The organism is Pseudomonas sp. PDM13, from assembly GCF_025685765.1.
Taxonomy (GTDB): Bacteria; Pseudomonadota; Gammaproteobacteria; order Pseudomonadales; family Pseudomonadaceae; genus Metapseudomonas; species Metapseudomonas solani.
Genome location: NZ_JAOTQU010000025.1, coordinates 24,729 through 37,351 on the forward strand (window position 1 = coordinate 24,729; position 12,623 = coordinate 37,351).

Here is a 12,623-nt window from a genome sequence, read left to right on the forward strand (position 1 = left end):
GGCCGAACGCAGTCGTTGCGCAGGGGGACGAGCGGCATGGATGCCGCGAGAGGCGCGCCAGGCCATGGATGGCCCATCGCGCCGGCCCCCGATAGCGACGATGGAGTGAGGGCACCCCGGCGAAGCCGGGGCCGGATGATGGGGCAAGCGTTTTTGGTTCCTTTTTTGGCGACTGAAAAAAGGGACTCGCCCGGGGGGGGGCGAAACCAGAAGCGTCACCAGAACTCGGCAATCAGCCGGGCTCAAATCCTCTAGCAGTACTTAACGCAGGCAGAGCCACTGAAAACGCTCCTACAGGAGCCCACCCATCGGAGGGTTCGATGGGTGCAGCCGGCGTATCCCGCCGGCAAGCGCGCCGATCAGTTCGAGGGGGAGATGAACCAGGCTTCCAGCCCGGGTTTGTCGGTTTGCTGGCCGGGCCGGTAGATATAGCCGGAGACCCGCGCGTAGTTATCCCAGTCGGTGCGCCAGAGCATGGTGCCCTGGTACTCCTGGCCGTTGCGCTTGAAGTCGATGCGCAGCCCCGAGGCGCCGTCCACCAGCTCGGAATCCTCGAAGTGCGCCTTGCCGGTCCAGCTTTCCTCGCCCACGGTCCAGGCCAGGGACAGTTCGCCCTCGTCCTGGTAGATGTCCAGCTCGCCGGTGTAGGGCTTGCCGGTGTCGATGTCGCGGCCGACGATCCAGTAGTTGCCGACGAAGAAGGACGCGTCGGGATGGTCCGCCGCCTGCACGGCGGAACCGGTGAACAGGGGTACCAGCGCCAGCAGGGCGCGGAGGGTGATGCGTCTGAGCATGGGGGTCGTCCTTGAGGGCGGGGGTCAGATCCGGTGGGCGTGGTGCAGGGAGCACAGTTCCATCAGCCCCGCCAGGGCCATGTCGCCCTCCAGCTCGGCGAGGCTGGCGGTGCCCATGGGCAGCGGTTGCTGGCGGTGGCCGTGGAGCAGCAGGCCGGCGAGTTCACCGACGAAGGGGTTGTGGGTCACCAGCAACAGCTCGCCCTCCTCCCGCTCGGCCAGTTGCGCAAGGGCTTCGCGCGGGTCGCTTTCGGGGGTCAGCCAGGGCAGCGTGATGATCGCGCCCTGGAAATCCAGCGCCTCGCGCACCAGTTCGGCGGTCTGCTGGGCACGCAGGTAGGGGCTGGCGATGATCCGCTGCAGCGGCCGGCCGGCCAGGCGTGCGGCGGCGTGCAGCACTTCCTGGCGGCCATTGCGGGTCAGCGGGCGCTCGGCATCGGTGGCGGCGCGGGGTTCGGCCTCACCGTGGCGCAGTAGCCACAGCCTCACAGCTTGGGCTCTTCGTCTCGTACCGGGTGCGGCGCCGGCGGCACCGAATGGGCGGCCTCGCCTTCCGGCGCGCGCGGTGCGGGCCAATCGGCGAAGGGCCAGGGCTTCTCTTCGGTGTTGAAGGTGCCGAAGCGGCCGATCTGCATCAGGTACTGGCTGAGGCTGTCGCCGAAGCCCATCAGGCCGCCATTGGGCGCGCCATAGAAGGCGCGGTAGCCAAGCTGCGCCAGGACCACCACGCCGAGGACGATCTCGGCCAGTTGCCAGACGACGACGAAGATCAGCATCCACAGCACGCGCAACAGGATGGACTCGCGCTGCAGGTCTTCGCGCTCTTCATTCATGGGAATCTCCTTGTCCTTGATCGGCAGGGCTCAGAAGCCGCTGGTGGGAATGAAGTCGACGTCGGTCTTGGGCTCGGCGCGCATCAGCGCTTCGATTACCTGGGCCAGCGTACGCCCCTCGAAAAGAATGGCATGCAGGCCCGCGACCAGCGGCATGTACACCTGCAGCTCTTCGGCACGGGCCTTGAGCACCTTGAGGGTGTTGACGCCCTCGGCCACCTCGCCGAGGCGCGCCACGGCGTCTTCCAGGCTCAGGCCTTCGCCCAGGGCATGGCCGACCTGGTAGTTGCGGCTCTTGGGCGAGGAGCAGGTGACGATCAGGTCGCCAACGCCGGCCAGGCCGAGGAAGGTCATGGGGTTGGCGCCGAGCTTGACGGCGAAGCGGGTCATTTCCGCCAGGGCGCGGGTGATCAGCATGCTCTTGGTGTTCTCGCCCATGCCCAGCGCGGCGGCCATGCCGGCGATGATGGCATAGACGTTCTTCAGCGCACCGCCCAGCTCGACGCCGAAACGGTCGGCACTGGCATAGACGCGGAAGGTCTTGCCGTGCAGCGCGGCCTGCACCTGCTGGCACAGCTCGGCGTCTTCACTGGCAACCACGGTGGCGGTCAGCGCGTGGTCGGCCACTTCGCGGGCCAGGTTGGGGCCGGACAGCACGCCGATGCGCGCCTCGGGGGCGATGTCTTCGAGTATCTGGCTCATCAGCAGGAAGCTCTGCGCCTCGATGCCCTTGGTCAGGCTGACCAGCATGCGGCCCTTCAGCTGGCCGGCCACCGGTTCGAGCACCTTGCGCAGCGCGCTGGAGGGGATGGCGACGAATATCAGCTCGCAGCTGGCGAGCACCGCGCCCAGGTCGGTGGTGGGCTCGACGCCGGGGTGGATCTTCACCCCCTTGAGGTAGCGCGGGTTCTCGCGGTTGGCGCGGATCGCCTCGGCCTGCTCCGGGTCGCGCATCCACTGCTGCACGCTCTTGCCGTTCTCGCCCAGGAGGTTGGCGATGGCGGTGCCGAAGCTGCCGCCGCCCAGCACCGCGATCGATTGCTGTTGAGTCATAACCAGTCCATGTAGAGCCATCGGGGATGGCGGGTTGCGCGCATTATACGGAGGGCCGAGCGACCAGCCAGTCTCAAACTCTCCATCTGCTACTGGTCAAGTCCGAATCCAGGCACGACAATCCAGCCCTTTATGACCCTGGCGAACGCCGACAGTGCCCTGCCCTCGCATTCACGCGAGCCGCAACGGCCAGCGGCCCCACGCCACGACGGAAACATTCGACCGGAACGCAGGCCCAGCTAGAGTTTCCCCATGCATTCACTTTTCCCATGGACGAGCCTGTCACGAGGCCCACGGATGATCCGCCGCCCCGCACCGCACCGTTCCCCTACCCGCCGTCGCTCGCCGGCCCCGGCTGCGATGGAGCGCTGCCGATGAGCCTGCGCCGTGGCTGGGACATCCACACCCGCACCCAGCTGATCAGCCTGGGCCCGGCCCTGCTGCTGACGCTGTTGCTCACCGGCTTCTTCACCTTCGCCCGCCTCCAGGACCTGCGCCAGGAGCTGAACCACACCGGCCAGCTGATCGCCAACCAGTTGGCGCCGGCCGCCGAATACGGCGTGATCGCCGGCAACCTGCCGGTGCTCGAAGGCCTGCTCAAGGCCACCCTGGACACCCCCCACGTGCGCTTCCTCGAAGTGCGCGACCGCGAGGACAACATCCTCGTGTATGTCGAGCAGCCGGGCAGCCTGGATCGCGCCGGGCCCCAGGTGGAGGTGTTCCACGCGCCCATCCGCATGCAGCAGATGAAGCTGGACAGCGAAACCCTGTTCCACAGCGAGCGCAGCAACGGCAAGCTCGCCAGCGGCTACCTGGGCCGCGTGGTGGTGGGCATGTCCAACGATGCGTTCAGCAGCCGCCAGCAGGAAATCCTCCTCAAGGCCACGGTGCTGGCCCTCTTCGCCCTGGTGCTCACCTTCCTGTTGGCACGGCGCCTGGCCACCCGCCTGTCGCAGCCCATCAGCGCCATGGGCGAGGCGGTGGAGGCCATCCAGGGCGGCAACTACCAGGCCAGCCTGCCGGTGGTGGACGAAGGCGAACTGGGCGACCTGGCCCGGCACATCAACAACCTCGCCAGCGGCCTGGACAAGGCCAGCCGCGAGCAGCAGCAAGCCATCGACCAGTTGATCACCGCCCGCGAAGAAGCCGAGCAGGCCAACCGTGCGAAATCCGACTTCCTGGCGATGATGAGCCACGAGCTGCGCACGCCCATGAACGGCGTGCTGGGCATGCTGCAACTTCTTGAAACAACGGAACTGAACCAGGAACAGGCGGAATACGCCGCCCTGGCCGCCGAATCCACCGAGCACCTGCTCAAGGTGATCAACGACATCCTCGACTTCTCCCGCATCGAGCGCGGCGCCCTGGAGCTGGAGCGCATCTCCTTCAACCTGCTGGAACTGGTGCAGGGCTCGGTGCAGGTGTTCCAGCACAGCGCCTCGCAGCGCGGCCTGGCGCTGACCCTGGACACCCAGGAAGGCCTGGAGCAGATCGAGGTACAGGGCGACCCGACGCGCATCCGCCAGATCCTGGTGAACCTGGTGGGCAACGCGCTGAAGTTCACCGAGGACGGCGGCATCCGCGTGCTCACCCAATGGCAGCCGCTGGATGACGAGGTGCTCTGGCTCACCTGCGCCGTGCACGACAGCGGCATCGGCATTCCGCCGGAACGCCTGGAGCACATGTTCGACGCCTTCCAGCAGGCCGACAGCTCCATCTCCCGGCGCTACGGCGGCACCGGGCTGGGCCTGCCCATCGCCCGCACCCTGGCCGAGCGCATGGGCGGCACCCTGCGCGCCGAAAGCCTGGAAGGGCGGGGCTCGATCTTCACCCTGGAAATCCCCCTGCCGTTCCGCCAGCAGGAGCGCCGCGCCAGCCAGGGCAACGGCAACGAGGCCGGCAACGGCTCGGGCCAGCAGGTGCTGCTGGTGGAAGACAACCCGGTCAACCAGACGGTGATCGAAGCCATGCTGCGCAGCCTCGGCTACCGCGTCAGCCTGGTGGGCGACGGCGCCCAGGCGGTGCAGAGCGCCTCGCGGCAACACTTCTCGGCGATCCTCATGGACTGCCGCCTGCCGGTGCTCGATGGCTACGAAGCCACCCGGCAGATTCGCAAGATGAATGGCGGCGCCCGCACGCCGATCATCGCCCTCACCGCCAACGCCCTGCAGGGCGACCGGGAAGCCTGCCTGGAAGCGGGCATGAACGACTACCTGGCCAAGCCCTTCAAACGGGCCGACCTGCAGCGCGTCCTGCAGCGCTGGCTGGGCGGCGCGACGGATTGCCCCCCCGACCTTCGGTGAGTGGGCAACAGTGCTAAAGTGCGGCAGGCTTGCGTCACAAAAGCGCCGGGGCAAAGGCGCAAGCGTCCCTGATTCAAGTGAACGACTGTACTCTGTGACTTTCACCGCAACGCAACAGTCTATGACTAGTCTGCCGATTCGACGCCTGTGCGCGCGGCGGTGTGGACGTAATGCCAAGCCCTGCAGTACGGGGACCATTGAGGAGCTCGCATGACAAAACAAAACGCCTATTCCCGGGAAGACCTGCTGCGCTGCAGTCGCGGTGAGCTGTTCGGCCCCGGTAATGCGCAACTGCCCGCCCCCAACATGTTGATGATCGATCGCATCGTCCATATCAGTGAAACCGGCGGGAAGTACGGCAAGGGCGAAATCGTCGCCGAGCTCGATATCAACCCGGACCTGTGGTTCTTCGCCTGCCATTTCGAAGGCGACCCGGTGATGCCGGGCTGCCTGGGCCTGGACGCCATGTGGCAACTGGTCGGCTTCTACCTCGGCTGGCAGGGCAACCCCGGCCGCGGCCGTGCCCTGGGTTCGGGCGAAGTGAAATTCTTCGGCCAGATCCTGCCCACGGCGAAAAAGATCACCTACAACATCCAGATCAAACGCACCATCAGCCGCTCGCTGATCCTCGGCATCGCCGACGGCACCGTCAGCGTCGATGGCCGCGAAATCTACAGCGCCGAAGGCCTTCGCGTCGGCCTGTTCACTTCCACTGACAGCTTTTAAGGGTTATCCGCATGCGTCGCGTCGTGATCACCGGCCTGGGCATCGTTTCCTGCCTGGGCAATGACAAGGAAACCGTTTCTTCCAACCTGCGTGCAGGCCGGGCCGGCATCCGCCACAACCCGTCCTATGCCGAAATGGGCCTGCGCAGCCACGTTTCCGGTTCGGTCGACCTGAACCTCGAAGAGCTGATCGATCGCAAGATCTTCCGCTTCATGGGCGACGCCGCCGCCTACGCCTTCCTGGCGATGGAACAGGCGATCAAGGACTCGGGCCTGCAACCCGAGCAGATCTCCAACCCGCGTACCGGCCTCATCGCAGGTTCGGGCGGTGCTTCCACCGTCAACCAGATGGAAGCCATCGACACCCTGCGCGAGAAGGGCGTCAAGCGCATCGGCCCATACCGTGTGACCCGCACCATGGGCAGCACCGTATCCGCCTGCCTGGCCACCCCCTTCCAGATCAAGGGCGTGAACTTCTCCATCTCCTCCGCCTGCGCCACCAGCGCCCACTGCATCGGCCAGGCCATGGAGCAGATCCAGCTCGGCAAGCAGGACGTGGTCTTCGCCGGCGGCGGTGAAGAAGAGCATTGGAGCCAGAGCTGCCTGTTCGACGCCATGGGTGCCCTCTCCACCCAGTACAACGACACTCCCGAAAAGGCCTCCCGCGCCTACGACGCCAAGCGTGACGGTTTCGTCATCGCCGGTGGCGGCGGCATGGTGGTGGTCGAGGAGCTGGAGCACGCCCTGGCGCGCGGCGCCAAGATCTACGCGGAAATCGTCGGCTACGGCGCCACTTCCGACGGCTACGACATGGTCGCTCCGAGCGGCGAAGGCGCGATCCGCTGCATGCAGCAGGCGCTCTCCACCGTCGACACCCCGATCGACTACCTGAACACCCACGGCACCTCCACCCCGGTGGGCGACGTCGCCGAAATCCGCGGCGTGCGTGAAGTGTTCGGCGACAAGGCTCCGGCCATCAGCTCCACCAAGAGCCTGTCCGGCCACAGCCTGGGCGCCGCCGGCGTGCACGAGGCGATCTACTGCCTGCTGATGATGGAAGGCAACTTCATTGCCGGCTCCGCCAACATCGACGAGCTGGACCCGGAAGTGGCCGACCTGCCGATCCTGCGTGAGACCCGCGAGAACGCCAAGCTGGACACCATCATGTCCAACAGCTTCGGCTTCGGCGGCACCAACGCCACCCTGGTGCTCAAGCGCTTCTCGGCCTGACACCCGCGCCGCAAGGCGAACGCAACACCCACCATGCCCGTATCGCTCGATACGGGCATGGTCGCGTCAGGGCCATGGAAAGTCCCGCTACCCCCGCCCCAGAGGCTCGCAAGCCCAGCGAAACGGTGAAGTTCACGCGTATTCCACAGGGCTTCCTATACTTTTTCCGAGCCTCCCTGGTTCGTCCCGCAGCCACCCCGGAGAAGTAACCCATGTTCCTGCGACAATTCCCCATCGCTCCCCGCGCGGCTTTCGGCTTCGCCATCATCACGCTGATGCTGGTGTTCACCGGCCTGTTCTCGCTGAACCGCATGTCGGTGATCAACGACGCTTCCACCGAGATCAGCCAGAGCTGGCTGCCCAGCGTGCGCACCATCGCCCAGATCAACCTGTCGCTGACCGAACTGCGCCAGGTGCAGCTCGGCCATGTCCTGGCGACCGACCTGCCGTCCCAGCAGTTCCTCGAAACGCGCATGCGCGAAATCATCGCCCAGCTCGACAAGGCTGAAAGCACCTACAAGGCCGGCATCGACCCGGGCCGCGACCAGCAGCTGTTCGACCGCTACACCCAGGAGCGCCAGGGCTTCATCGCCGGTGTCGACAAGCTGCTCGCCATGTCCAAGGGTGGTGAGAAGGCCGCCGCCACCGAACTGGTCCAGGGCCCGCTGCTGGACAACTACCGCACCACCCTCAAGGCGCTCAACGAACTCTCCGACTACAACACCCAGGGCGCCGACGCCGCCAACACCCAGGCGGACGAGAACTACGCCAGCGCCACCACCGCCGTCATCAGCGTGCTGGTGATCGCCGCACTGATCACCGTCGCCCTCGCCTGGGCCCTCACCCGCAGCATCACCGTGCCGCTGAGCGAAGCCGTGCTGGCGGCCGGCGTGGTGGCCAGCGGCGACCTCACCGGGCGCATCGACACCGCCGGCAAGGACGAACCGGCGCAACTGCTCACCGCCCTGCAGCGCATGCAGCAGCAATTGCGCGGCACCATCCAGCAGATCGGCACCTCCGCCACCCAGCTGGCCTCCGCCGCCGAAGAACTCAACGCGGTGACCGAGGAAGGCAACCGCTCCCTCACCCGCCAGCACGACGAAATCGAAATGGCCGCCACCGCCGTCAACGAGATGACCGCCGCCGTGGAAGAGGTCGCGCGCAACGCCAGCTCCACCTCCGACGCATCCCGTGCCTCCGAGGAGTCGGCGCAGGACGGACGCGACCGCGTGCAGCAAACGGTGCAGGCGATCCGCAGCATGAGCCAGGAAGTCGCCCACACCTCCACCCTGGTGGAAGGCCTGGCCGACCGCGCACAAAGCATCAGCAAGGTGCTGGACGTGATCCGCGCCATCGCCGAGCAGACCAACCTGCTGGCCCTCAACGCCGCCATCGAGGCCGCCCGGGCCGGTGAACAGGGCCGTGGTTTCGCCGTGGTCGCCGACGAGGTCCGCGCCCTCGCCCACCGCACCCAGGAATCCACCCGCGAAATCGAGCAGATGATCGGCAGCATCCAGAGCGGCACCGGCGAAGCCGTGGGCGCGATGAACCAGAACGACCAGCGCGCCCGGCAGATGCTGGAAATCGCCGAAGCAGCCGGCCGCGCCCTGGTGGAGATCACCGAGCAGGTCAGCCAGATCAACGAACGCACCCTGGTCATCGCCAGCGCCGCCGAAGAGCAGGCCCAGGTGGCCCGCGAGGTGGACCGCAACCTGGTGAACATCCGCGACATCTCGGTGCAGACCGCCACCGGCGCCAACCAGACCGCCGCCGCCAGCCACGAGCTGTCGCGCCTGGCCGTGGAACTCAACGGCATGGTCGCGCGCTTCACCGTCTGATCGCGCCCGCAAGGCCCATTGCCAGGGAGACGCAGGGCCGGCTGCAAACGAAGAACCCCAGCACCTCGCGGTGCTGGGGTTCTTTCGTATCGGCAGTGCTCGCATCCAGGCTAGAGCCTCGGCGCAGAGCGAGCGGGGCGGCCCGCTCAGGCGGCACGCACCGGGTCGATCGGTGCCCCGGCCTTGCGCGAGGCCACCAACACCGGGCGCCGGGGGTGGCTCGCTTCAGGTTGCTTGGCCGCCTCCAGCGGCTGGCCATCGAGCACCCGGCGACGAACCAGGTAAACACCCAGGCTCGCCAGCAGCGCCAGCACCAGGTGGGTGACGCTCAGCTCCGGCGTGGCCCAGGCCAGCAGCAGCACGCCCAGGCTCAGCGCATCACGGCGCTGGCGGCGCCATTCCTCGCGCGCCTCATCGCTGCCCTCGCCGGCCAGGCCGAACAGGCGCCGCGCGGCGGCATGCAGGCCGCCCGCTGCCAACTGGTCACTGAGCAGCACCCCATAGAGCAGCAAGGCCCCGCCGAAACCGAAGGCCGCCGCCAGCACCTGGCGCAGCGCCGGGCTCTGCAGGCGCCATGCCTCGCCGCTCAGCGGCTGCCACAGCACCAGCAACGCCAGCACCGCCAGGCTGCCCAGCAGTACCCGCCCGTTCTGGGTAACGGCACGGCTCGCCCAATAGACCAGGCCAACGGCGACGAGCAGCGCAGAGTCGACGGCCAGCGCCCAACCAAGCGCCAGCGCCGGCTCGCCGTCGAGACGGGCCGGCGCCCAGTGAAGATTGGCCACGAAGGCGATGGAAAGGCTGAACGCGGCGAGAAAGACCAGGTAGCTGATAACGCCGAAGGTAAAGGTCGCGGTACGTCCGAGTGTGCTGTTCATGATGCGGTCCTGCCAGGGGTCTGGGGCTGCAGGGCTCTGCAGTCAGGGCCAGATTGCCGCCCCCCTGTATCTGCCCGATGGCAGTAACCGCTCAGTTTGTTTCAGTCTGGTATCCGTGGCCCGCCGCCGGCAGCCAGGTGCGCAACAAGCGATGCAGGCGCGCCTGGTCCAGCGGCTTGGTCAGCAGCGCCTTGACGCCCTGGGCCTGCACCTCGGCCTCCACCAGGCTGTCGCTGAAGCCGGTGTAGAGCACGATGGGCAGGTCCGCCCGCGCTGCCAGCAGGCGCCGCGCCAGTTGCAGCCCGGTGAGGCGCGGCATGCTCTGGTCGAGGATGACGAAGTCCCAGGCATAGGCGTCGGCGCAGAGCTGCCGGCTGGCCTCTTCCGGGTCGCCGAACAGTTGCGCGGCCACGCCCCAGTTGGCCAGCAGCTCGCCCATGAACTCGCCGACCACGGGGTCGTCGTCCACCACCGCCACCCGCCCGCGCAGGGCCGAGCGCGGCGGCAGCGCCTCATGGCAGGCCGTGACGTTGAACGCGGCCTCCGGCGCCTGATGATGGGCCGGGATGAGGATGCGGAAGGTGGCGCCCTGCCCCGCCGGGCTGTCCAGCTGGATGTGGCCGCCGTACTCGTGGACGATGCCGTGCACCATCGACAGGCCCATGCCGCTGCCCTGGCCGCTGGCCTTGGTGGAGAAGAACGGCTCGAAGATCTGCGCCCGCAGCGCCCCGTCGATGCCCGGCCCGCTGTCGCTGACGGTGAGGGTGACGAACTGCCCGTCGATGCGCTGCTGGCACGAGGCGCACACGCCCGCCTGCACCTGCACCTGGCCCAGCCCCACCTGCAGGCGCCCCGCACCGCCCATGGCGTCGCGGGCGTTGATGCACAGGTTCATCAGCACCTGCTCCAGCTGCACCGGGTCTACCAGCACCGCCGGCAGGTCGTGGGCCAGGCGCGTCTCCAGTTCCACCGTGGCCGGCAGGGTGGAATCCACCAGGCGGATGAAGTTGCCCAGCAGCAGGTCCAGCGCCACCACCTGGGGCGTGCCCCGGCTGCCACGGCTGAAGGTGAGCATCTGCTGGATCAGGTCGCGGGCCTTCTCCGCCGAGCGCTGCACCCGCGTGAGGTACTTGCCCAGGCGCTCGTCATGGAGGGATTCGGCGTGCTCCTGGGCCATCACCGTGTAGCCCAGCATGCTGGTCAACAGGTTGTTGAAGTCGTGGGCGATGCCGCCGGTGAGGTGCCCGATGGCCTCCATGCGCTGGGCCTGGCGCAGCTGTTGCTCCAGGCGCGCCTTTTCCTCTTCGGCCTGGCGCCGCTCGGTGATGTCGCGCAGGTAGCAGATGTAGCGCGGGCCCTCGTCGCCGCGCACCTGGGTCAGCGCCAGCTCGGCGGGGAACTCCTCGCCCGAGGCGCGCTGGGCCACCACCTCCATGCGCTTGCCGAGGAAGTCGCCGGTGCCGGTCTGGGCGTAGCTCTCGAAGGCGCGCTCGTACACCTCGTGGAAACGCTCGGGGATGATCAGCTTCAACAGCCACTGGCCCAGGGCATCGTCACGGGCGATGCCGAAGCAGCGCTCGGCCGCCGGGTTGAAGGCGAGAATGCGCCCGGCACTGTCCATGCCGATGAAGCAGTCCAGCGCCGTGTCGGCGATGGCGCGGTGTTGCTGCTCGCTGGTGCGCAGGGCCTGCTCGGCCTCCTTGCGCTGGGTGATCTCGCGGCAGAACACCAGGATGCGGTCGACGCCGGACAGGGTCACGCGCTTGAGCGAGACGTCGTCCCAATGCAGGCTGCCGTCGCGGTTGCGCCGGTGCCACTCGAAGCGCTGCGGCTCGCCGGCCGCCGCGCGGGCCAGGAAGCCGGCGGCATGCCTGGCCGTGTAGGGCTCGTAGCCGGCGCTGAAGGCGTCCATGTCCAGCCCGAGCATCTCCTCGTAGCTGTAGCCGACGGTGGAACAGGCGCGGGGGTTGGCGTCCACCAGGGCGCCGCTGTCGATGTCCAGCACCAGGATGGCGTCCTCGGAGCCGGCGAAGATCGCCCGGTAGCTGGCCTCCGCCTCCAGCCGCTCCATCTCCGCCGCCGCCCGCACCGAGAAGATGCGCAGCACCGACTCGGCCCGTTCGCGCTCCTTCATCGGCCCCAGGCGCCCGGCGGCGATCAACCCCAGCGGGCGGCCGTCGCTGGCGAACAGCGGGTAGCCGGCGAAGCTGTCCACGCCCGAGGCGCGGAATACCGCATCCCCCGGGTAGCACTCCAGCAGGTTGCTGCCGACGAAGTGGAAAGCCTTGCCCAGCACGTCGCTGCAGGCGGTGCCTTCCAGGTCATAGGTGAAGTTGGCGCGCAGCTCGCCGGCGTAGTACATGGCCAGGGTGGTGAGCTTGTGCGGGCCCTCGTCGCTGATGCGGCTGACGTAGGCGAAATCGGCGTGCAGCGAACGCACCATGTAGCGGGCGATGGCCTCGAACACCTCGTTGCCGGTGGCCGCCGAGATGCCCAGGGCGACGTAGCGCAGCACCTCTTCCACGCTCTTGCGCGAGCTGATGTCGGTGGAGATGCCGCACACGGCGGTAACCCGGCCCTCGCTGTCGAACAGCGGGAACTTGCTGGACAGGTAGGTGCGCACCACGCCGTTGAACGGCAGGCGCTCCTCGAACTCCTGCTCCTGGCCCAGCTCCGCCACCTTGAGGTCGTTGGCGCGCAGCACATCGGCCAGTTCCCTGGGGAAGTACTCGTGGTCGGTGTGGCCGATCACCTCCTCCGCGCGCACCCGGAATAGCTGCTCGAAGGCACGGTTGACCAGGCGCAGGCGGCCTTCCAGGTCCTTCACGTAGATGACTGCGCTGCTGTTGTCGACGATCTGGCGCAGCTGGTGCTCGGCGGCACCATCGAACAGCGGGCGGGGTGCCGTCAGGCTCATCGGAAGGCCTCCACGAGCCTGGGTGATGGCTGGAGTATAGAGAGCCGGCCCC

The 12,623-nt window shown here is 67.7% G+C and carries 10 protein-coding genes; 4 read left to right on the forward strand and 6 right to left on the reverse strand.

Going from position 1 to position 12,623, the window contains the following annotated elements; translation table 11 throughout:
* Positions 1-359: 359 nt before the first annotated feature.
* Genes OEJ36_RS23300 through OEJ36_RS23315 form a run of 4 tightly spaced genes read right to left on the reverse strand, consistent with a single transcriptional unit; the run spans position 360 to position 2,680 of the window.
* Positions 360-794: a hypothetical protein gene (locus tag OEJ36_RS23300; RefSeq protein ID WP_263403554.1), complete on the reverse strand. Its 435-nt coding sequence runs from the start codon at positions 792-794 to the stop codon at positions 360-362.
* Between the two features lie 24 nt (positions 795-818).
* Complete coding sequence (gene sixA, locus OEJ36_RS23305; RefSeq protein ID WP_263403555.1) at positions 819-1,283, reverse strand: phosphohistidine phosphatase SixA; 465 nt, start codon at positions 1,281-1,283, stop codon at positions 819-821.
* Complete coding sequence (locus tag OEJ36_RS23310) at positions 1,280-1,627, reverse strand: DUF4389 domain-containing protein (protein WP_263403556.1); 348 nt, start codon at positions 1,625-1,627, stop codon at positions 1,280-1,282. The genes sixA and OEJ36_RS23310 overlap by 4 nt, the downstream gene beginning before the upstream one ends.
* 30 nt (positions 1,628-1,657) lie before the next feature.
* On the reverse strand, positions 1,658-2,680 hold the full coding sequence (locus tag OEJ36_RS23315) for an NAD(P)H-dependent glycerol-3-phosphate dehydrogenase (protein ID WP_263403557.1): 1,023 nt from the start codon (positions 2,678-2,680) through the stop codon (positions 1,658-1,660).
* A gap of 374 nt (positions 2,681-3,054) precedes the next feature.
* Here OEJ36_RS23315 and OEJ36_RS23320 point away from each other — a divergent pair, with 374 nt between their 5' ends.
* The 4 genes from OEJ36_RS23320 (at position 3,055) to OEJ36_RS23335 (ending at position 8,776) form a co-directional block, all read left to right on the forward strand.
* Complete coding sequence (locus tag OEJ36_RS23320) at positions 3,055-4,983, forward strand: ATP-binding protein (RefSeq protein WP_263403558.1); 1,929 nt, start codon at positions 3,055-3,057, stop codon at positions 4,981-4,983.
* A gap of 210 nt (positions 4,984-5,193) precedes the next feature.
* A complete protein-coding gene (gene fabA / locus OEJ36_RS23325; protein ID WP_021220691.1) occupies positions 5,194-5,709 on the forward strand; it encodes a 3-hydroxyacyl-[acyl-carrier-protein] dehydratase FabA in 516 nt (171 codons plus the stop codon).
* Between the two features lie 11 nt (positions 5,710-5,720).
* Positions 5,721-6,938, forward strand: a complete 1,218-nt coding sequence (gene fabB, locus OEJ36_RS23330) for a beta-ketoacyl-ACP synthase I (RefSeq protein WP_021220692.1) — start codon at positions 5,721-5,723, stop codon at positions 6,936-6,938.
* Between the two features lie 275 nt (positions 6,939-7,213).
* Positions 7,214-8,776 carry a methyl-accepting chemotaxis protein gene (locus OEJ36_RS23335; protein ID WP_411861046.1) on the forward strand — a complete coding sequence of 521 codons (1,563 nt, stop codon included), beginning with the start codon at positions 7,214-7,216 and terminating at the stop codon, positions 8,774-8,776.
* A gap of 146 nt (positions 8,777-8,922) precedes the next feature.
* On the opposite strand, the gene OEJ36_RS23340 is transcribed toward OEJ36_RS23335, so the two are convergent.
* The gene (locus OEJ36_RS23340; RefSeq protein WP_263403560.1) at positions 8,923-9,654 is read right to left on the reverse strand and encodes a hypothetical protein; all 732 of its coding nucleotides are present in this window, start codon (positions 9,652-9,654) and stop codon (positions 8,923-8,925) included.
* 91 nt (positions 9,655-9,745) lie between these two features.
* Complete coding sequence (locus tag OEJ36_RS23345) at positions 9,746-12,571, reverse strand: PAS domain S-box protein (protein ID WP_263403561.1); 2,826 nt, start codon at positions 12,569-12,571, stop codon at positions 9,746-9,748.
* Positions 12,572-12,623: the final 52 nt, after the last annotated feature.

Bases quoted from the DNA above. Each gene is read 5' to 3' on its own strand.
- OEJ36_RS23315 (WP_263403557.1), bottom strand. From the start codon at position 2,680: ATGACTCAACAGCAATCGATCGCGGTGCTGGGCGGCGGCAGCTTCGGC.
- OEJ36_RS23335 (WP_411861046.1), top strand. From the start codon at position 7,214: ATGCTGGTGTTCACCGGCCTGTTCTCGCTGAACCGCATGTCGGTGATC.
- OEJ36_RS23340 (WP_263403560.1), bottom strand. From the start codon at position 9,654: ATGAACAGCACACTCGGACGTACCGCGACCTTTACCTTCGGCGTTATC.
- OEJ36_RS23320 (WP_263403558.1), top strand. From the start codon at position 3,055: ATGAGCCTGCGCCGTGGCTGGGACATCCACACCCGCACCCAGCTGATC.
- OEJ36_RS23300 (WP_263403554.1), bottom strand. From the start codon at position 794: ATGCTCAGACGCATCACCCTCCGCGCCCTGCTGGCGCTGGTACCCCTG.
- fabB (WP_021220692.1), top strand. From the start codon at position 5,721: ATGCGTCGCGTCGTGATCACCGGCCTGGGCATCGTTTCCTGCCTGGGC.
- fabA (WP_021220691.1), top strand. From the start codon at position 5,194: ATGACAAAACAAAACGCCTATTCCCGGGAAGACCTGCTGCGCTGCAGT.
- OEJ36_RS23345 (WP_263403561.1), bottom strand. From the start codon at position 12,571: ATGAGCCTGACGGCACCCCGCCCGCTGTTCGATGGTGCCGCCGAGCAC.
- OEJ36_RS23310 (WP_263403556.1), bottom strand. From the start codon at position 1,627: ATGAATGAAGAGCGCGAAGACCTGCAGCGCGAGTCCATCCTGTTGCGC.